This is a genomic window from Legionella sp. JM-2024 (genome assembly GCF_055389095.1).
In genome coordinates, this window is the sequence record NZ_AP039388.1 from 2,767,263 (window position 1) to 2,786,780 (window position 19,518).

Sequence of the window (19,518 nt, forward strand, 5' to 3'; positions counted from 1 at the left end):
ACTCGCTTGCCTTATTTCTTCGATACGTTTTGCAAAGTATTTTTCTGCTTCTTCGAGGTTGCCCGTACCAGTGCTTTCTCGAATTCTGCATCCAAAGACTGCCTTATCGATGTGCCAATAGTCACCTCTTTTGAAGAGACCCGGCGATTTTTTTCGTCCCATTGTTCCAAACTCCTTTGCTTGGTTACCGCAGGACGACCACTACACTGTATATAATCGTCGACCCATGCGTCTAAATCAAGTCGATCAAATGCAATTCCCTGAATTCCCATTGGAATTTCAACCAAGTTTGGCCTGACATCTTTATTAAATCTGTGGCGATCCATTCCTACATAGGTAGGTGCATCTCTTAAGCGAATTAATCGGGGGATTAAGTGAATATTGCTCATGACTTCTCAACTCCTGTAACACTCAAATCATAACTACTCGTTTCGAGTAGTTATTAGAGCATATTGAGCACATCACTGCAAATATTTTTTTAGGCTATACCTATAAGAATTTTATTTGTACAATGGCTATCAAAGTTTAATATAAGGTGACATCAAATGAGTTTAATGGACAAACTTGAACACGCAGTAGGAAATGAGTATTTGATCAGCCAAAAAGATTTATTGTTAGACATAAATCAAAACAAAAAGAGCCAGGCTAATTCTAATAAAATAGTTTTAATACAAAGACAGCACCAGCCTGATAGCAATAAAATTGTGAGTATAAAACAAATTAATGCATAAGCTTATAGTAGTAGGATCGGGAATTAAATCGATTTCCCATCTGACCGAAGAAACTAAACGAGTTATTCAAAATGCTGACAAGGTAGTCTACCTTATCAATGAAGATAACTTAAAACAATGGATTCAACGAGAAGCGAAAAATTCAGAATCATTAGATTCTATCTACTTTAGCAGCGAAAAACGGATTGAAGCTTATCAGGCATTAACAAATCATATCATTGAAGAATATAAGAAAGTTTCAATTTTATGTGTTGTTTTTTACGGCCACCCTACCGTGTTTGCAGACTCAGCACTTAATGCCGTGAGACAAATTAAAAAAGATGGTGGTGAAGCCATTATTTTACCTGCAGTATCTGCCCAAGACTGCTTGTTTAGTGATCTTGAAATTGATCCAGGTGATCAGGGATGTTTTTCAATTGAAGCTACAGAGCTGGTATTATTTGAACGGTGCATTGATATTCATGCGCATTTAATACTTTGGCAAGTAGCAAACTTTGGTAGAACTGATGGGAAAAAAGCTAACAACCTATCAATTCTAAAAGATTATCTAAGCGATTATTATCAAGCAGATTATTCAATCTGTCTTTATGAGGCACCCTCCCTGCCCACTTGCTCCCCTAGAATAGAGTGGATTCAGCTCTGTCATATGGATCAATCAGTTATTTCTTCAATAACAACAGTATATATTCCACCAATCGAAAATAAGGCTATTAGCAATAAATACTTGAGACTGCTCAACCTGACTGTTGATGATTTAATACTGAAATGATAAATACCTTATTGTTTTCTTAATCTAACGCAACCTCTAAATAACTTCGCATCGCTGGCAAATTGCGTTTTATCACTGCAATAAGAAAAAGCAAATCTGTTATCTGTACTTTCTAATTCCCCAGAACTATTAATGCTCTTATTACTAAAGGATTTATAGTGGAAAAAAGAAAATTCCGTTTGTTTGCTTACATGGTAAAGCGGACTTCCAAACGCTGAACTCTTATCTGAAGTAAATTCTGACTGATAAGCCAACAGCACATTTTTTAACATTTCCAGTTCACTATAAGCGCTGTTACTTTGATTTGTTTTAAATGTATTTATCTTAGCAAAGGGGCACTGTAAGGGATAATAAACACTATCAGACTGACCATTCAAGGTTGACGGAACCATAACTGTCGCAGTGTATTCTAAGTCATAACATTCATTATAAATTTTCTGAATCGTCTTGACTGGAAAGTATTGCTCATCAATGGCTGGCTTCACACCAATACCTGAACCCATGCAAATATTAAAAATGTATTTTGCTGTATCCATGATGAATGGTGTTGGTCTGAATCGATTAATGCTCTTGGCACTAAGGAATAAATCGTTACAAGAAGCATCGTAAGTATTTTGCGTCAGCTTTTTCCTTAACGACTCCGAGAAGTATAGTTTCAGCTTAAGCCATTTATCATTATGTTTAACTTCATTGATAAACTGCTCAGAAAAATAAAGAATCTCGCTATGCCAGTTATCGAAAGTATTGTTATCCTTCAATATCTCTTTGAATACCAGGTAATGTTCATAAGGAGATTTAGGAGCAGGAACAGCAACATTAAAATATTTCTGAATTCGAGCATGTTTTCTTTTGCAACCGATATTCGGTAATAAAAAGGATGAAAGTGCGCCAGAAGAAACAGACAGAACATTGTTATCTACGGTCTGAGCCTCATCAAAAATAACCTGCATATTAAAAATTGCACCAGGCCCTTGAACACAGTCTGGAAAGATGCGCTCATCTTCACCAAAATAATGCCACTCGCAAAACTTATCCAGTATTAAGCCCAAAGGTAAACTATTTTTGCCATAGCCAAGATGATTGAATAACTCATTATCGGTGTGATTACTGTCAATCTTTTCCATTTGACCATTACGGGTTGGCAGATAAGCATGATTTTTAATACCAAAATGCTCACCAAATTTATAACGAGCTACAAAGAATGGTATTTTTTTGTCAGGTTTAATTTCTTCAATGACACCATATATCGATTCGTTGATTTGTTTTACTTGATGCTTAACTTCATCCCATGAAACTCTAGTAATTTTGTTCATTCCTAAACACCCATACAGCAATTAAATATCAATTATCATCCCTTGAATATCAGGATAATTGCAGAAAGGGATTAAGTTTATCCATTTTTAATGGTAGAGTCACCTTCCAAAATGGTTTTAGGGAAAAATTATGTTGTTATCAGAAAAAATGCCAAAAGGAATCATGCCCCTGTATTTAATACAGGCTTTTTCAACCTTTTCATATGCAATTCTATATTCCTCATTATCGCTGTTTCTCACTAAACAATTAGGATTATCTTATACCCTTTCAAACAGCATTGTTGGATTATTTCTAGCATTTAACTATGTTCTACATTTACTCGGTGGAGTAGTTGGAGGACGATTTTTAAGTAACCGAGCCTTGTTTTTGATTACCACGGCCATACAAACGATTGGTATTTTACTTTTGGCACTTTCAGTTGAGTCGCTGCTTTACGTTGGTCTCAGTTTATTTCTGGTTGGTTGTGGTTTAAATACTACCGCATACAACAGCATACTGACACAACGCTTTGCACCAAATGATAACCGCAGAGATAAAGCTTTTTTCTTGAGCTATTCCGCCATGAACGTAGGCTTTTGTGCTGGCTACATCATTAGCGGTTTTTTTGATTACTCCAATCAATATCAAACTCTGCTCTATGCCAGCATAATTCCAAATGTAATCACACTTTTGCTTATGTGGGGTTACTGGCCGAACTTGAATGATTGTGATACCCCATTACTCAAAGTTAAAAGCAAAGCTTCGCTGAATTACAAAAAAACTATTGGATGTGGAATTATATTATCTCTTATCCCATTCACCTTACTTTGTTTTTATAAAGCCCAGTTCAGTAATGGAGTCGTAGTAGGCCTCAGTGTTATTATGTTTTTTGTCATTTTATACCTTGGCTACCAACAAAAATCGACTTTAGATAAACAAAAGATAATGACTTTTCTAATTCTGACGGTAACATCAATCTTATTCTGGATGATCTACTTCACAGGCCCAATGGGCGTAACCCTATTCATTAAAAACAATGTCGATAAACACCTGTTCAATTATGAAATGGCAACCCAATGGATTTTAAATATCAATGCCATCGTCATCATAATCGGCGCCCCGTTATTATCAATAGTGCTGACACGACTACAAGCAAAAGGATACAATGTATCAGTAACCAAACAATTTATTTGGGCCTTTTTGATACTGGCAGGTTCTTTCTTCTTGTTATCCAGTGGTATCCTCACTGCCAATGAGCATGGATATATTAGTGTTTATTGGTTAATGCTCCATTTTACTACGCAGGCAATTGCGGAATTACTGATAGGGCCAGTAGGCTACGCCATGATCGGCAGAATTTCCCCACCACAATTACAAGGCGTGCTCATGGGCACTTGGATGATGGTATCAGGCGTATCAGCATCGTTGTCACATTACTTTTCCAATGCCATGACCAAAGGAGAGTCCACAAATCCGTTGCTATCTAATGGCGATTACCAGCATGTGTTTAACCAGCTTGGAATGTGGGCACTATTAGGTGCAGTTTTTCTTTACTTGATCGCCAAAAGAATTAAACCTGTTATTGAGCAAAGAACAGACTCAGGGCTGTCGGAGGCTATAACAACCGCATAAAAAGGAGTATCAATCTATAACAATTGACACCAAATAGATCAAAATTGCATTTTACCTCTGATCTTTTCCATGTAAAAAAACTAATTTTATCGATATCACGGCTATGGTTTACTATTTTTTGGCTGGACTATGCCGTAATAATATAAGCGAGGATGTTACATGGAATGTTATATCGAGGTAGCAGAACCTGTTATTGATGTTAAGTTTCGATTAAAGAAAGATACTCAAAAATATTTGATTGATTATATTCTGTCCTATAGTGAATTGAGCTTTAAAGAACTAGCCCAAATACTTGAAGCCAGCCCATTGGTGCTCAGCCAAGTGTTGGCTGGAAAAGAGTTTTTGGGACCTGCGAAGGCACACAACCTCTTTCATTATTTCACCATGCTGATTGCACATTAACGCTTTTAAGTTCTGTCACTCAGATCTATTCTATCGTTTTTGATGTCTTAATGCGCAATTTTCTTAATTCTCTAGTAGTAGGATGTATTCAAGTCGAAAATCAAGGTACACTGAAACAATACAGTTTGGTATGGAATACTTGATAGGTAGGGAATGCGCTATTTACTTTATTCAGTCCTTTGTAGTGCAATGAGCTTTGTGATGAACGAAGGGCTTGCGGCTACTCCTTTTACGTTTAAACAAGCATTGGACATTGCTTATCAGAATAATCCCGAATTACAAGCCGAAATAGATAAAGCACAAGCCATGCGCGGGTATTTTATTCAAAGCGGTCTCTACCCCAACCCACAATTGACTTTAACTGCAGAAAATTTTGGCGGTTCTGGGAGTTATTCGAGTTATGAGGCCGCAGAAACAACTGCTTCGGTAACCCAACCCATACCACTAGGGCATCGATTACAGTATTTGAAAAAAGCAACCTATGCAGATTATTTAGCTTCTCTTGCGCAAATTCAGGTACAAAAAGCGATACTTTATGTGGCAGTGGGCGTAGCCTATGTCGATGCACTCTATGCCGGGCAATGGCATCAAGTCACCAAAAAACTCATTCGCCTCAACCAAGATATTGTCAGCGCTATCGAGCGTCGAGTTAAGGCAGGCGCTGGTGCTGAATTAGACTTGCGATTGGCTCAGGCGCGATTGGGTGAAGCGCGTATTCAAGAAAATAAAGCAGAACGGGATGCCTTATTTCAGCGTGCAAAATTGGCGCGCTTATTAGGTGATGGGTTGAGAGTTGATAGGCAGTTGGTGGATAAGGGGCTCCCGGATGTTTCATTGAACTGGACTCAATTACTCAAAAAATTACCGCAAAGCCCGCAGTTAGTGCAACTACAACAGCAATTACAAGCAAAACGTGCAACCATTACTGCGGTTAAAAAGTCTGTGTGGCCGGATTTAAACATTCAATTGGGAGGCCGTCATTTTTCCGATGATGGCAGCAATGCCGCAGTGGCATCTGCTTTTGCGGAAGTGCCGGTCTACAATAGAAACCAAGGAAAAATCATGACTGCCGAAGCACAATACACACAAACGGCGCATGAGCTTCAAGGCACACGGCTTGATGTACGTCAAAATATCTACGCTGCTTTTTTAAAAGCCGAGCAAAGTCACTACGAGGCCCGTCAGGTGACGGATTCGTTATTACCTTTAGCTCGCAAATCAATCAAATTGGCACAGGATGGCTACCAAATGGGACGTTACACCTACATTGAATTATCCACAGCACTTAATTCGCTGTATGAGGAAGAGCGGCATTACCAACAAGCGCATGCTGATTATCATAAAGCATTAATTCAGCTTGTCGGGCTTTTAGGGTTACATCCTACTAAGGAGAGTCAATGAAATTTCTAAAGTCATTCATTTACTGCATACCCCTTGTGATTGTGTTATTGGGATTAAGCTCCCTTTCTTTATGGGCAGCAAATGAAGAGTCGCATGACCCTCATCAAGAAATGGAAAAAGGCCCGCAAGGAGGTCGTCTGTTTAAAGAAGGCGATATAGCTCTTGAGTTTTTAATTTTTGAACGAGGCATGCCGCCCCATTTTCGCGCTTATTTGTATAAGAATGGTGAGTCCATAGCACCTAACAAAGTACAGTTAACCGTTCAATTAACCCGATTTGGTGATAAAAAGGAGACCATTTCTTTTATTCCTATCGAAAATTTTTTACAAAGTAGTGAAGTGGTTGAAGAACCCCATTCTTTTGAGGTGAATATTCAATTGGAACTGCAGGATAAACACTATACTTGGCATTATACTACTTATGAGGGTCGCGTTAAAATGGTTCCAGCCATTCTTAAGGCTGCAGGTATTGAAACAGCTAAGGCTCAAAGTCAAACAATTAAAACGCAACTTAAAGTCGTTGGCAAGATTGCACCCAATCGAGATACGCTTGCCCCCATCTATGCACGCTATACAGGCATTATTAAATCAATGACTAAAAATTTAGGGGATGAAGTTACTAAAGGGGAAATATTAGTCACGATTGAGAGTAACGAAAGTTTACAAAACTACACCATAAATGCACCGATGACTGGCACCATTGTGCAAAAATATGCGACCAATGGAGAGCTGGCACAAAACAGCAAACCCATATATGAGGTAGCTAATTTGGCTACTGTTTGGGCCGATTTTACTTTGTATCGAAAGGAAGCGCCATTAATCAAACAAGGCATGGAAGTGACGGTCACAGGAGATGAAGGAACACCAAAATCCACCAGCATTATTTCCTACATTGCGCCTTTAGGCATTGAAGACAGCCAGACAACGTTAGCGCGAGCAGTTCTTCCTAATGAGCCACGAGTTTGGTTGCCAGGCATGTATGTGAATGCCTCAATTACTATTAAAGAAAAAATAGTCCCAGTTGCCATACTTTTGTCAGCTATCCAGCACATGGATGAAAAAGATGTCATTTTTGTCCAACAAGGAGATTATTTTGAGGCAACCCCAGTCGTTCTGGGCGAAAAAGACGACCAATGGGTGGAAGTGTTATCAGGCATTAATTCCGGAGAGCACTACGTCAGTAAAAACAGCTTTTTTATGAAAGCTGAATTAGGCAAAGACGGCGCAAGTCATGAGGACTAAGGATGAATGATGCTTGAGAAAATAATTCGTTTTTCCCTAACACATCGTTGGTTTGTCTTATTGTTTACGGCAGTCATTGCTGTCTATGGCGCATATAATTTTCAACGCTTACCTATTGATGCGGTACCCGATATCACTAACGTACAAGTACAAATCAATACCCAGGCTTCAGGTTATTCGCCTTTTGAAGTAGAGCAGCGTATTACCTTTCCTATTGAATTAGCCATGAGCGGGTTACCTAATCTGGATTATACACGTTCTTTATCGCGCTATGGGTTATCACAAGTCACTGTGGTCTTTAAAGACGGAACGAACATCTATTTTGCACGCCAATTGATTAATGAGCGTCTGCAAGAAGTAAAAGACAAGCTCCCACCTGGAGTAGAAACCACTCTAGGTCCAATTTCAACAGGGCTTGGTGAGATTTTTATGTACACAGTGACAAATAAACACAATATACCAACCAGTCAACGTTATAATCCTATGGAACTGCGTACCGTTCAAGATTGGATTATTAAACCGCAACTTCGTAATGTCGAAGGTGTTGCCGAAGTAAACACCATTGGAGGCTATGAAAAGCAATTTCATATCACGCCAGATCCCATGAAGCTGGTTCGCTATGGGTTAAGTTTAAATGATGTGGTTGAAGCATTAGAACGTAATAATGCCAATGTCGGTGCTGGTTATATCGAAACCAATGGCGAGCAAAACTTAATTCGAGTGCCGGGACAGGTACAAAATATTTCTGATATTGAAAACATCGTTATAGCCAGTTTTGAGGGAACACCTATTCGAATTCGTGATGTAGCGGAAGTGGCCTTAGGTAAGGAGTTGCGCACAGGAGCTGCTACGGAGAACAGCAATGAGGTCGTTTTAGGCACTGTATTCATGCTCATGGGTGAGAACAGTCGCACTGTGTCTGAGCGAGTCGCTGCCAAAATGAAAGAGATTAATAAATCACTGCCAGAAGGCATCGAAGCGGCTACAGTATATAATCGGACCTTGTTGGTGAATGCCACCATTAACACGGTTAAGAAAAATCTACTGGAAGGCGCATTGCTTGTTTGCGTTATTTTGTTCCTTTTTTTAGGCAACATTCGTGCAGCACTTATAACTGCCATGGTGATCCCTTTATCGATGCTGCTTACCATTACCGGCATGGTATCTAATAAAATCAGTGCTAATTTGATGAGCTTAGGCGCTCTTGATTTTGGTTTAATTGTAGATGGTGCAGTGATTATTGTTGAAAACTGCATTAAGCATTTAGGTGAGCAACAGCATGCGCTTCATCGTATCTTGAATTTAGAAGAGCGGTTGAAAGTCATTGCTTATGCAACCACTGAAGTGATTCGGCCCAGTATCTTTGGTGTCTTCATTATCACCGTCGTTTATTTACCGATTTTGACGTTAACTGGTGTTGAAGGGAAAATGTTTTTACCCATGGCTGAAACGGTCATTACAGCGTTGCTTGCCTCCATGCTCTTTGCTCTAACTTTTGTTCCAGCAGCAGTTGCGATTTTTCTAAATGGGCGCGTACAAGAAAAAGAAAATTGGTTGGTACACTACCTCTCCCTTGCTTATGCGAAGGCCTTGCGCCGTTGTTTTCATGCCAGAAAGATGGTGATAGGAGGCGCGGTTGCTCTGGTCGCAATGAGTCTCCTGCTTGCTTTTAGATTGGGTGGTGAATTCATTCCAAGCCTTGATGAAGGCGATATTGCGATGCATGCGATGCGTATCCCAGGAACCAGTTTAACGCAAGCCATTACCATGCAGCATTTAGTGGAAGAGCGGATAAGTCAATTTCCAGAAGTCAAACGTGTTTTTGCCAAACTAGGAACTGCTGAAGTGGCTACTGACCCTATGCCGCCCAATGTTGCGGATACCTTTATTATGTTAAAGCCTCGAAAAGATTGGCCTAACCCTAAGAAAACCAAACAGGAGTTAGTCCAGGAAATCGAAGAAGCAGTCAAGCAAGTCCCTGGGAATAATTATGAGTTTACCCAACCCATTCAAATGCGCTTTAATGAGTTGATTTCTGGGGTTCGAAGTGATGTCGCAGTGAAAGTATTTGGTGATGACATGAATACACTGCTAAAGGTGGCAGAAGCTATTAGTGCCCAATTAAAACAAGTCTCTGGTGCTGCGGATGTTAAAGTAGAGCAAGTCAGTGGCTTGCCACTTCTGACCATCGTAATCAATCGTGATGCTTTGGCGCGCTACGGATTACAAATTGGGACAGTACAAGACGCCATTGTCATCGCTACAGGCGGCAAAAAAGGTGGTGAGCTTTTTGAAGGGGACAAACGATTTGATTTGGTGGTGCGTTTGCCCGAGAATTTGCGCACCGATCCTAATGTTTTGCGCCAAGTATTTATTCCTTTACCACAAGCCAAAGATGGCGAGAGGCATTTTATTCCGTTAAGTGAAATAGCCAAAATGGTGCGGAGTGAAAGCCCTAATCAAATCAGTCGAGAAAGCGGCAAGCGGCGGATAGTGGTTAGTGCTAACGTCCGTAATCGGGATTTAAGCTCCTTTGTGAATGAAGCCAAGCAGCGTATTGAGCAAAATGTCACGATCCCAAGTGGCTATTGGGTGACTTGGGGTGGGCAATTTGAGCAATTGCAATCCGCTTCTCAACGGCTACAAATCGTCGTTCCTATCACCTTATTAGGCATTTTCTTATTGTTGTTTATGAGCTTTGGTCGAGTACGAGATGCGCTCTTGGTATTTAGTGGCATTCCATTAGCATTAACCGGTGGGGTATTTGCACTGTGGCTTCGTGGTATTCCCCTGTCCATTTCAGCAGGTGTTGGGTTTATTGCTTTATCAGGAGTGGCTGTCCTTAATGGCCTGGTCATGATTACTTTTATCAATAAGTTGCATGATCAGAAAAAAATGTATTTAAAGGATGCGGTATTGCAAGGCTCTTTAGCAAGGCTTCGTCCGGTTCTGATGACTGCTTTGGTGGCCTCTTTAGGCTTTGTGCCTATGGCTTTAGCCACTGGCACTGGCTCTGAAGTTCAGCGTCCTTTGGCAACGGTTGTTATAGGCGGCATTATTTCGTCAACTTTTCTAACACTCTTAGTATTGCCTGGCTTGTATTACCTATTTCATGAACGATATAAAAAAACATTAGTTAAAAAATCCAGCGATAACTCGTGATTTCTGGTGAATCTAGCCTATTGGTCATCGTATCATTTTAAGGTAAGTGGTAAGGCATCTATGAAGAGCACGATAGCATTTATGACTCGCATGTTCGTTGTGTTTTAGAGGATATACTCAAACACTTTACTGAAGAAATGGAGAATTAACATGAATTTTTTAAAACGAATGCTTGGGACATTGGGCGGTCACCATGGCAAAAACAGAAATTCTCATCATGGTCAAACAAACCAACACGATAATTACTCAACCACTCCTTCCGCTTCAGGATTGAATTGTCCACGTTGTAAGATTTCCCTTTTACCTGGGGCTCGCTTTTGCAGTCAATGTGGCAGCGGACTTGAGAATAGCTTACGCACTTGTGGTGCCACTGTTTCTGCTGGTGCGAAATTTTGCGGCCAATGTGGGAGCTCATTATGACAAAGCCTTTAACCTCAACCACTTTTTTTGTTGCAGGCCTTGATTGCCCTACTGAAGAGCGATTAATCAGGCGGCAATTAGAAATGATTCCTGAAGTGGAGCAGATGGATTTTAATTTCATTGCAGAAGAAGTCACCGTGCACCATCGTCTTCCTGCTATTGATGTTTTGCAAAAACAAATTGAAACATTAGGCATGAGCGTGCGTGCTCAGGGCAGCACTTCCTCTGTAAAAGAAGAGAGAAAGCGAGTTGATTCCTCTTGGCCATTTATTGCTTTGGCAGGGTTTTTAGCGCTTTGCTCTGAGCTAACTGCTTATTTATGGACAGCAGAGCAATCAATTTGGGTTATTCTTCCTGCGGTGCTAGCTATTATATTAAGCGGCCCATCTACTTTTAAAAAGGGTTTGCTTGCGTTACGTACCAAAGCCATGAACATCAACAGCCTAATGTTGATTGCAATCACAGGAGCACTGATTATAGGCGCCTGGCCGGAAGCCGCGATGGTCACCGTTTTATTTGCCCTAGCTGAGCGTATCGAGCGTTATTCTTTGGATAAGGCACGCTTGGCCATTCGCAGTCTCATGCAAATTGCGCCAGAGGTAGCCCAGATTAAGATGGATAACGGTCAATGGCAGACTTTGCCTGTAGAAGAGGTAGCGGTCGGTGCAGTGTTTAAAGTAAAACCAGGTGAGCGCATACCGCTTGATGGGGTGTTGATATCGGGACAAAGTAGCGTTAACCAAGCACCGATTACAGGCGAGTCCATGCCGGTAAGCAAGCAAGTAGGTGATGCTGTGTTTGCTGGTACTTTAAATGAGTATGGTGCTTTTGAAGTTAAAGTCAGTAAAGTTTCAGGTGATACGTTGCTTGCTAAAATTGGTAAAGCCATTGAGCAGGCACAAAGTGAACGGGCTCCAACGCAGCGCTTTGTCGATGAGTTTGCAAAATATTACACCCCTATTATGGTTTTGATTGCACTCTTTATCGCACTTATTCCTCCTTTGGTGTTTGGCTATCCTTTTTATGATTGGATATATAAGGCCTTAACGTTATTAGTTATTGCCTGTCCTTGTGCTTTAGTCATCTCCACACCGGTGACGGTAGTCAGCGGATTGGCTTCAGCGGCACAGCACGGTCTTCTTATTAAAGGAGGCAGCTATTTAGAAATGGGGCACCAGCTAAAATTAATTGCTCTGGATAAAACAGGCACCTTAACTGAAGGAAAACCTGTAGTGACTGATTTTATCGTTTACGATAAAAAACAACCCAAAGAGCACTTCTTATTACTTGCCGCAAGCCTTGATAGTCATTCGGAACATCCAGTTGCTCATGCTTTGGTGGAATACTGGCGGCAAAATCAATCTAATGAATCCTTGTTCGAAGTAGAGCAATTTTCAGCACTGCCCGGCCGAGGGGTGCAAGGCACAATTGGTCAAGAACTATATTACGTTGGGAATCATCAATTAGCAGAGGATAATAAGGTATGCTCTCTTGCTGTAGAGCAGGAGCTCAAGCGTTTGGAAGAGGAAGGAAAAACGACTGTCATATTGAGTAATTCATCAGTAGTTTTGGCGATTTTTGCAGTGGCTGATACGCTTCGTGCTAAAAGCAAATGGGCGATTGACATGTTGCATCAACAAGGACTTAAAACAGCGATGTTAACTGGCGATAATGCGCTGACAGCTAAAGCTATTGCCAAGGAGGTGGGGATTGATGAAGTGCAAGCGAATGTCCTACCTACCGAAAAATTACAAGCAATTAATCGTCTTTTAGACCAGTATAGAACGGTGGGAATGGTGGGTGATGGAATCAATGATGCCCCTGCTTTGGCCAAGGCCACGATTAGTTTTGCCATGGGAAAAGGTACCGATACCGCTTTAGAAACTGCAGATGTGGCGTTAATGAATGATAATTTAGCCATGCTCCCATTATATATTACCTTAAGTCGAAAAACGGCGCGCATTCTTCGCCAAAATATTACTTTGTCACTTGCCATAAAAGGAGTGTTTTTTATTCTGGCCTTGGGAGGACTAGCAACGCTTTGGATGGCAGTATTTGCTGATATGGGTGCGAGCTTAATTGTTGTTGCGAATGGTCTACGCTTGCTTAATTCACACAAAGGGCATTCTGAATATCAGGAAATGAAGAGTTAATGGATATTATAGCGGTGATCTATTGACTTAATATATATGTTTTTCGTAAATCCTGACCATATTGGATTAGTCTATTTTTCGCCTCGACACTTGATAGCCCTAACGGTTATTCAGGATTTGGTTATTGCTCAAGATATTCTTTGTCTTCTAATTCGGCATTTAATAAAAAAACTACGGAATTAAGTATCTGCTCTTTTTGAAATTCGCCGTATTTTTTCTATACGATGATTTACTAGGGGAATAAATAATCGGTAGATAATCTGCTTCAAAAAATTTGGACGATTTCTATATAGATTTGACTGATAATATTCTATTGGATCATTCCAAATTCCATGGTCTTCCGTTACCGCGCACATTTGTTCAAATTTTTCTTCATTGGGGTTAAATTCTGGGCTGAGCTTTTCCTCGTCACAAGCTATAGCGAAACCAATATCCCAACCACTTTTGGTTAATTGGTCAATTGCTCCACGAAAATAGACTAAATCATCAATATATCCATCAATTCGTAACCATTTATTATCAATATTAATTTCAATCCATGAGTGTGATAATTGTTTTGGTAATAATAAGTATAAAAATTCAGGAAATACACCATGTTGAATTTCTCGCTTAATGAGAGAGAAATGAATTCTGGCAGGTATATTGAGTGCTTTGCATAGCGCTAAAAAAAGAGTACTTTTTGTGTTGCACTGCCCAATTTTAATTTGTAATGTTTTTGAGGCGGAAACCCAATCCCCATCGGGAGAAAACCCAAACTTAATTTCATCACGAACAAACTCAAAAATACGTCGTACCTTTCCTACAATATCAGATTCAGTTTGAGTTATCTCGAACGCAACCTTTTGCACCATAGGATTTTGATAATCTGCCAATATTGGTATGTTTTCCATAAACTGCTATCTTCAAAAAAATCACTATCTAATTAGCTTACCTTACCTGGACATATCTGAACAGCGATTCTATTTTTAAATCGCTTTTATTTGGCTTTCCCAACCCCAATTTTCTTAAGGATGATCTCCAAAGGACAAAATGTCGTAAAACCACTTTGAGTTAAATTAGCGCCTACAAAAATAGAACTTATTTTTAAACATAATCGATAATCAACGTCAGATTTTTCTATTTGTATATACTATAATTAACAAATGAATGAAGATTGAAAGGACAGATTCTATGTTTAGGGATATCGTTCTATTTTTTGCGGGGTTTGAATTTTTTCATACGATGGCACACGTCTTTTTTGCATTTTTAGTTCCTTTGGACTTTAAATTTATAATTCTGACCCCCACTTTAAATACTTGGTCAATTGTTATCAATGCGCTGATTACTCTAGCTCTTATTTGGTGGGCAAAACAATTACGAAATAAATAGTTAATTATAAAAACAATTGGGAATAAACATGAATAAAATGAAATATGGATTTGGAAAAAAAGTATTGTATTCATTTGATGATGCAATTAAGAAGGTTACTGAAGAATTGCAAAAAGAGGGATTTGGAGTTCTTACGACTATAGATGTGTCAGCAACTCTGAAAAAGAAGTTAAATCAAGACATGCCTCCCTATCAAATTCTTGGTGCATGCAATCCACAATTTGCCCATCAAGCTTTAGAAAAAGAGCCGTCTATTGGTTTGCTTCTACCCTGTAATGTGGTTGTACGCCAAGATAATACAGGCAAAGTGTATATTGAATTCATGGATCCAAACGCCGTATTAGAATTAGTCGGAAATCCTGAGATCACTCACGTAGCGGGTGAGGTGAGGCAACGACTTGAGCGAGTATTAAACGCATTGTGATGACTCATCTATGATTTAAGATTTTAACATACGAAGACCATTTGCAATAACAATAAGTTCACTAATTTCATGAGCTAAAACGGCTATTGGCAAAGTAAAATAACCAGATACCGCTCCGACAACAAGCGTGCTAATAACAATTATAGACAGTCCAATGTTTTGTAAAATTATATTCCAGGTTCGACGACTAAATTGGATAAGGTAAGGTAATTTTAATAAATCATCTCCCATTAATGCTACATCCGCAGTTTCTAATGCGACATCTGTTCCAGCAGCACCCATAGCAACTCCTACATGAGCTGCTGCTAGTGCAGGCGCATCATTTACTCCATCGCCTACCATCATCACTTTTCCGTATAGCCTTTCCAGTTCTTCAATTTTTCGTGTCTTATCTTCTGGTGATAGCTCAGAGAATACTTCATCTAGATCCGCCTGATAGCCAATCGAGGCTGCGGTTATGGAGTTGTCTCCTGTAAGCATAACTACCCGCTCAATACCCAACACTTTCAGTGCAGCCACCGCCTGTCTTGCTGTAGACCTTAAGGTGTCTGCAATAGCAATTAAACCGAAAATCTCTTTATCCGTACCTAATAATACAACTGTCTTACCAGCACTCTGTAATAGATTTATTTCTTGAGATAAATTTTCTGTCAATAGACCTATATCAGTAAATAATTTTGGATTACCGATATAAAATTTTTCCCCATTAATAAAACCAAGCACACCCGAACCAGTCAGTGATTTGAAATTCTCAACAGGACTATATTGAATATTTTCTTCTTTGGCTTGTTGCAAAATAGCCTGTGCCATAGGATGCTGGGAACGTGATTCCAGAGTAGCTGCTGCAGTTAATATGTGTTGCCGTGTATGATTGTTCAATGCAATGATATCGGTAACCTTAGGTTGCCCTTTTGTTAATGTTCCTGTTTTATCAAGCGCAATAACCTTTATTTTAACTAATTTTTCTAAATATAATCCGCCTTTAAGTATGATTCCATTCCGACTTGCTGTACCAAGAGCTGCTACAAGAGTAATTGGTATGGAAATCACTAAGGCACAGGGTGCAGCAGCAACTATAAACACCGTTGCACGTATCACCCATTCTTGCCAATGCAGACCGAACAGGGGTGGCAAAGTAGCTATAAGTATCCCTATTAACAGAACAATAGGACTATAGATATTGCCAAAACGCTCTATAAATCGTTGACTGCGCCCCTTTTTGTCTTGTGCTTTTTCAACAAGAAAAATGATACGAGATAATGTGTTATCAGCAAATTTTTTAGTTGCACGAATAGTGAGAGTCCCTTCTCCGTTGATAGCTGCAGAAAAAACCTTACTTCCTATGCGTTTCTCTACAGGAATTGATTCACCCGTAATAGGTGCTTGATTAACACTCGAATGCCCTGTAATAACTTCTCCATCTGTAGCTATGCTTTCTCCGGGAAGAACAATAAATTCATCTCCAACGTGAATTTCTTCTAAAGGTATCCGGAATTCGCCATTATTTCGTCGGACTAATGCGGTTTTTGGAGCAAGATCCATCAAGGCTCGAATTGCTTGGCGTGCTCGTTCACTGGAGTAACCTTCTGCGGCCTCAGAAATAGAATACAAAAACACCAGTGTTGCTGCTTCCGCCCATTGCCCCATGACACCAGCAACAATGGCTGCAAGAGACATCAGGAATTCAATGCCAATTGCATGTTCTTTAATAAATTCTTCTATTGCCTCGCGGGCAAAATAGTACCCACCAATTAATACCGCGCTTATGTAAAAACCATTAGCAATTATCCTTGGTAGTGTCAAATATGAGCCTACAAAACCAATAGTTAATAATAAACCAGCTATTGATGCCGTTATGACTTTAGAATTATGCCACAGCTTAGGCATTGGCTCTTTATTAGGGGAGCATGTGGAGCAGCCCATTTATTTACACTCCTTATTCGTTAATTTTTTCCAAAGAACATATGCTATACCGATAAATCGGATGGCTGTTCCATTAATTATCAAGTAATTATCAAGCCCTTCTTTACTCTACTGGGTAATTTCCGTGTGGGACCCAGTCAGCTCATGGTATTCTCAATTAAAATACTTCCTCTATGATAGAAACTACCACTTTTTTGGGAAAATTTAATCTAAAACTCAAGTTTTTATCACTTTACCTACACACCCCCAATATTGTCGCTGCATGTGCGACCGAAACTTCTTGAGCAGTAACGCTGGAGTGCGTCGGCTGACGCGCCATTTCTCCAGTTGGGAGAGGCTGCTAATACCTGCAAATCGTTTGATCAGTTACCACATCAACTCTTGTCTCGCCCCAGAGTTGGTTGACATGGATTCGCTTCTGCGGTACTGCTGCAACACGATGATGCGGTCTTGTTCGGTGACGATTCCGACGCGATCATCTGACTTGCCGCCATCAACCCAGCTTTGATGAACTGTTCCTCTGGGATCGTCTCGTATGAGCAGCCACCGACTTCGAGCGTTCGGCAATCCGACTCACCGCACACTGAGCAGCAGCGGTTCATGCCAACATTGGCGCCGAGCCACTCCTCGATGGGTTTGCCTGTGATCCACACACGATTGGACTCAGAGGTATTAGACTTGAACGCAACTTCGTTGATTTCATGCGTTTCGAGCACTGGCTCGATTCCTAGAGGTCGCAGGACGGCCTCAAGTTTGGTCACTGCCGCCTTGAGTTCACGACCTGTAGCCTCGCAACGGGTGCAAGTCTCGCCGCCCTTTACGAGGCGCTTCCACAAAATCTGCATCGGTTTCATTTCAATCTCCTGGAAAAACTAGATGAACAACCACTGTTGCGGTCAATGTTTTTGAATGACTTAGCATTAACAGCCGCCATAACGGGCGCCAGGTTTGATTGCCTAAATCGTGGTCATCGGCGACACTCTGTCCACTTGATACGTCCCATCAGTGGCTTCAATACTATTACCACATCAATTCAATATGTAGCCAATATTAATTCAATCGGATTAGGTATAGTATAGTATCTTCAAATGATGAATGACTTGGTTTCGAATGAGCGAAATAGTGCTCAGCTCTTATGTTTTTTAGTGATTGAATCCTCATTAGGAGTTCGTATTCTTATTCATTCACATTTATTAGAGTTCAAGCATTAAGTGGATATGGCTTGAGATTTGGAGAATAGACCATATTCATTTATCTTCTATTATTCATTATGTTACGATGTAGATAGAATAAAGTTATTGTGGTTCGTGTTAAGGAGGGAATAATGAATACTATTGGACTTAAGATGATTGTGTTTATTGGTTTATTGAGTTTTGGCTTGTCAGCTTGTACTCCCAAAACAACGTCCACTCAAACACATCCCGAAAGTGGTTATGATGGAGGATTTGGTGGTAATGAAGGGCACAATCACCAACCCAAGAGTGACTAAATAGAAATGAAAGTGTTTACCGATGGATGGTTTTTAGGTTCTTTAGGTATCGCAATCATCGTATTGATTGCCCTTAGCTTTTTATTTCGAAAAAAGAAGAAAACCATCCATTTTTACATTATTTTAATTACGTTTCTTATCATAACAGCGATTTTTCTCCATGGGGTTTGGTTTAGGATGATCTTTCCTTGAGTTGAGGGACACCCAGTTAAGAGAGTAAAACCCCAACTATTAGTGACTATACTGTTAATGATCTGACCAAACTAATCCCGCATCCAATAATCTGGGCTTGCATTTCATTGGAACCAACACGAATATCAGCCCAATCCTCATTAAGAGCAATCAATTCAAATTCCCTTACTTCTTTGGAGGCCGATAATTGCTTATACTTGCGAACAATGACTTCCTTCTCTCCCTCAATTAAGGCTACTACAAAATCGCCAGGTTTGGGGCTTGTATCAGGATCTATGATGATGACATCATTAATCCGAAATTCCGGGACCATGCTTTCATCCTTAATCTTCAGCGCAAAAGCATTTTTTCCAATGCTATCACTGACAGCTGTACTGACAGGAATAAACTCAACTTTGGTATCAACATCCTCTTTAATTTTCTGGATAAAAGCAGATAGATCAATGACTTGTTTGTAATCCAAGACAGGAATCAATGCGCCCATGCCAAGGGATTTTGTCATTTTCCCTTCACGATTATCTGTTAAGCACATCAAATAAGAGGCTGAAACTTCCAGGGCATCAGCAAGCAATTTAATTTCTGTTGGGCCAGGGGTACGGTCCCCTCTTTCATAATTATTAATACGTGAAATTTTCAACTCACTGGTCAACTCAGCCAATGCTTTTCTCGTCAACCCTTTGGCCTTTCGTTCATTCATGATTCTTTGGCCGATTTTCTCTTTGATGTTCATACCCATTCCACGGTTTTTGGTTAATAAATTAATCCATTTACATATTGACTAATACTCAATATGTGTTATTTTGAGATTTATTAACTACTCGATTCGAGTAGTTAAGCTCAATAAGAGCTATTTTTTGTCTTAAGTTCTCAAAATGTTATCACATGTTTCATTGGGAGCTAAGACTTTTAGTTAAGGAA

At 40.0% G+C, this 19,518-nt stretch carries 18 protein-coding genes; 11 read left to right on the top strand and 7 right to left on the bottom strand.

Annotated features, from left to right (window positions below; all coding sequences use genetic code 11):
* Positions 1-11 precede the first annotated feature (11 nt).
* Complete coding sequence (locus tag ACZ5EK_RS12060) at positions 12-389, bottom strand: hypothetical protein (protein ID WP_464429848.1); 378 nt, start codon at positions 387-389, stop codon at positions 12-14.
* 156 nt (positions 390-545) lie between these two features.
* On the opposite strand from ACZ5EK_RS12060, the gene ACZ5EK_RS12065 reads away from it, so the two are divergent.
* Complete coding sequence (locus ACZ5EK_RS12065) at positions 546-731, top strand: hypothetical protein (protein WP_464429850.1); 186 nt, start codon at positions 546-548, stop codon at positions 729-731.
* Complete coding sequence (locus ACZ5EK_RS12070) at positions 724-1,500, top strand: SAM-dependent methyltransferase (RefSeq protein WP_464429852.1); 777 nt, start codon at positions 724-726, stop codon at positions 1,498-1,500. Before ACZ5EK_RS12065 ends, ACZ5EK_RS12070 begins: the two co-directional genes overlap by 8 nt.
* Before the next feature lie 8 nt (positions 1,501-1,508).
* Here the strand turns inward: ACZ5EK_RS12070 and ACZ5EK_RS12075 are convergent, their stop codons facing one another.
* The gene (locus ACZ5EK_RS12075) at positions 1,509-2,813 is read right to left on the bottom strand and encodes a hypothetical protein (RefSeq protein WP_464429854.1); all 1,305 of its coding nucleotides are present in this window, start codon (positions 2,811-2,813) and stop codon (positions 1,509-1,511) included.
* Positions 2,814-2,943: 130 nt separating this feature from the next.
* Between ACZ5EK_RS12075 and ACZ5EK_RS12080 the strand changes: the two genes are divergently transcribed.
* The 7 genes from ACZ5EK_RS12080 to ACZ5EK_RS12110 all read left to right on the top strand — a co-directional run bounded on the left by ACZ5EK_RS12080 (position 2,944) and on the right by ACZ5EK_RS12110 (position 13,204).
* Positions 2,944-4,425, top strand: a complete 1,482-nt coding sequence (locus ACZ5EK_RS12080; protein ID WP_464429856.1) for a peptide MFS transporter — start codon at positions 2,944-2,946, stop codon at positions 4,423-4,425.
* A gap of 159 nt (positions 4,426-4,584) precedes the next feature.
* A complete protein-coding gene (locus ACZ5EK_RS12085) occupies positions 4,585-4,827 on the top strand; it encodes a hypothetical protein (protein ID WP_464429858.1) in 243 nt (80 codons plus the stop codon).
* A gap of 153 nt (positions 4,828-4,980) precedes the next feature.
* Positions 4,981-6,228 carry a TolC family protein gene (locus ACZ5EK_RS12090; protein WP_464429860.1) on the top strand — a complete coding sequence of 416 codons (1,248 nt, stop codon included), beginning with the start codon at positions 4,981-4,983 and terminating at the stop codon, positions 6,226-6,228.
* Positions 6,225-7,469: an efflux RND transporter periplasmic adaptor subunit gene (locus tag ACZ5EK_RS12095; RefSeq protein ID WP_464429862.1), complete on the top strand. Its 1,245-nt coding sequence runs from the start codon at positions 6,225-6,227 to the stop codon at positions 7,467-7,469. Before ACZ5EK_RS12090 ends, ACZ5EK_RS12095 begins: the two co-directional genes overlap by 4 nt.
* 9 nt (positions 7,470-7,478) lie before the next feature.
* Positions 7,479-10,631 carry an efflux RND transporter permease subunit gene (locus ACZ5EK_RS12100; RefSeq protein WP_464429864.1) on the top strand — a complete coding sequence of 1,051 codons (3,153 nt, stop codon included), beginning with the start codon at positions 7,479-7,481 and terminating at the stop codon, positions 10,629-10,631.
* A gap of 150 nt (positions 10,632-10,781) precedes the next feature.
* A complete protein-coding gene (locus ACZ5EK_RS12105) occupies positions 10,782-11,051 on the top strand; it encodes a zinc ribbon domain-containing protein (RefSeq protein WP_464429866.1) in 270 nt (89 codons plus the stop codon).
* Positions 11,048-13,204, top strand: coding sequence for a heavy metal translocating P-type ATPase (locus ACZ5EK_RS12110; protein ID WP_464429868.1), 2,157 nt, complete (start codon positions 11,048-11,050; stop codon positions 13,202-13,204). Before ACZ5EK_RS12105 ends, ACZ5EK_RS12110 begins: the two co-directional genes overlap by 4 nt.
* 179 nt (positions 13,205-13,383) lie before the next feature.
* Here the strand turns inward: ACZ5EK_RS12110 and ACZ5EK_RS12115 are convergent, their stop codons facing one another.
* Positions 13,384-14,094, bottom strand: a complete 711-nt coding sequence (locus tag ACZ5EK_RS12115; RefSeq protein ID WP_464429870.1) for a transglutaminase-like domain-containing protein — start codon at positions 14,092-14,094, stop codon at positions 13,384-13,386.
* 86 nt (positions 14,095-14,180) lie between these two features.
* Positions 14,181-14,330 (bottom strand): YgaP family membrane protein, encoded by a 150-nt coding sequence (locus ACZ5EK_RS12120; protein ID WP_464432497.1) that lies wholly within the window; start codon positions 14,328-14,330, stop codon positions 14,181-14,183.
* A 270-nt stretch (positions 14,331-14,600) separates the two neighbouring features.
* Between ACZ5EK_RS12120 and ACZ5EK_RS12125 the strand changes: the two genes are divergently transcribed.
* Positions 14,601-14,996 (top strand): DUF302 domain-containing protein, encoded by a 396-nt coding sequence (locus tag ACZ5EK_RS12125; protein WP_464429871.1) that lies wholly within the window; start codon positions 14,601-14,603, stop codon positions 14,994-14,996.
* Between the two features lie 15 nt (positions 14,997-15,011).
* On the opposite strand, the gene ACZ5EK_RS12130 is transcribed toward ACZ5EK_RS12125, so the two are convergent.
* Together ACZ5EK_RS12130 and ACZ5EK_RS12135 are read right to left on the bottom strand one after the other, a co-directional pair.
* Positions 15,012-16,919, bottom strand: coding sequence for a heavy metal translocating P-type ATPase (locus ACZ5EK_RS12130; RefSeq protein ID WP_464429872.1), 1,908 nt, complete (start codon positions 16,917-16,919; stop codon positions 15,012-15,014).
* Positions 16,920-17,293: 374 nt separating this feature from the next.
* Entirely contained in the window at positions 17,294-17,773 is a 480-nt protein-coding gene (locus ACZ5EK_RS12135; RefSeq protein ID WP_464429874.1) for a DUF2703 domain-containing protein, read from the bottom strand.
* 470 nt (positions 17,774-18,243) lie between these two features.
* Between ACZ5EK_RS12135 and ACZ5EK_RS12140 the strand changes: the two genes are divergently transcribed.
* Positions 18,244-18,408, top strand: a complete 165-nt coding sequence (locus tag ACZ5EK_RS12140) for a hypothetical protein (RefSeq protein ID WP_464429876.1) — start codon at positions 18,244-18,246, stop codon at positions 18,406-18,408.
* Positions 18,409-18,646: 238 nt separating this feature from the next.
* Here the strand turns inward: ACZ5EK_RS12140 and ACZ5EK_RS12145 are convergent, their stop codons facing one another.
* The gene (locus ACZ5EK_RS12145; protein ID WP_464429878.1) at positions 18,647-19,330 is read right to left on the bottom strand and encodes a helix-turn-helix domain-containing protein; all 684 of its coding nucleotides are present in this window, start codon (positions 19,328-19,330) and stop codon (positions 18,647-18,649) included.
* Positions 19,331-19,518 lie beyond the last annotated feature (188 nt).

Coding starts and splice junctions, on each gene's coding strand:
- ACZ5EK_RS12060 (WP_464429848.1), bottom strand. CDS start 389: ATGAGCAATATTCACTTAATCCCCCGATTAATTCGCTTAAGAGATGCA.
- ACZ5EK_RS12065 (WP_464429850.1), top strand. CDS start 546: ATGAGTTTAATGGACAAACTTGAACACGCAGTAGGAAATGAGTATTTG.
- ACZ5EK_RS12070 (WP_464429852.1), top strand. CDS start 724: ATGCATAAGCTTATAGTAGTAGGATCGGGAATTAAATCGATTTCCCAT.
- ACZ5EK_RS12075 (WP_464429854.1), bottom strand. CDS start 2,813: ATGAACAAAATTACTAGAGTTTCATGGGATGAAGTTAAGCATCAAGTA.
- ACZ5EK_RS12080 (WP_464429856.1), top strand. CDS start 2,944: ATGTTGTTATCAGAAAAAATGCCAAAAGGAATCATGCCCCTGTATTTA.
- ACZ5EK_RS12085 (WP_464429858.1), top strand. CDS start 4,585: ATGGAATGTTATATCGAGGTAGCAGAACCTGTTATTGATGTTAAGTTT.
- ACZ5EK_RS12090 (WP_464429860.1), top strand. CDS start 4,981: ATGCGCTATTTACTTTATTCAGTCCTTTGTAGTGCAATGAGCTTTGTG.
- ACZ5EK_RS12095 (WP_464429862.1), top strand. CDS start 6,225: ATGAAATTTCTAAAGTCATTCATTTACTGCATACCCCTTGTGATTGTG.
- ACZ5EK_RS12100 (WP_464429864.1), top strand. CDS start 7,479: ATGCTTGAGAAAATAATTCGTTTTTCCCTAACACATCGTTGGTTTGTC.
- ACZ5EK_RS12105 (WP_464429866.1), top strand. CDS start 10,782: ATGAATTTTTTAAAACGAATGCTTGGGACATTGGGCGGTCACCATGGC.
- ACZ5EK_RS12110 (WP_464429868.1), top strand. CDS start 11,048: ATGACAAAGCCTTTAACCTCAACCACTTTTTTTGTTGCAGGCCTTGAT.
- ACZ5EK_RS12115 (WP_464429870.1), bottom strand. CDS start 14,094: ATGGAAAACATACCAATATTGGCAGATTATCAAAATCCTATGGTGCAA.
- ACZ5EK_RS12125 (WP_464429871.1), top strand. CDS start 14,601: ATGAATAAAATGAAATATGGATTTGGAAAAAAAGTATTGTATTCATTT.
- ACZ5EK_RS12130 (WP_464429872.1), bottom strand. CDS start 16,919: ATGGGCTGCTCCACATGCTCCCCTAATAAAGAGCCAATGCCTAAGCTG.
- ACZ5EK_RS12135 (WP_464429874.1), bottom strand. CDS start 17,773: ATGAAACCGATGCAGATTTTGTGGAAGCGCCTCGTAAAGGGCGGCGAG.
- ACZ5EK_RS12140 (WP_464429876.1), top strand. CDS start 18,244: ATGAATACTATTGGACTTAAGATGATTGTGTTTATTGGTTTATTGAGT.
- ACZ5EK_RS12145 (WP_464429878.1), bottom strand. CDS start 19,330: ATGAACATCAAAGAGAAAATCGGCCAAAGAATCATGAATGAACGAAAG.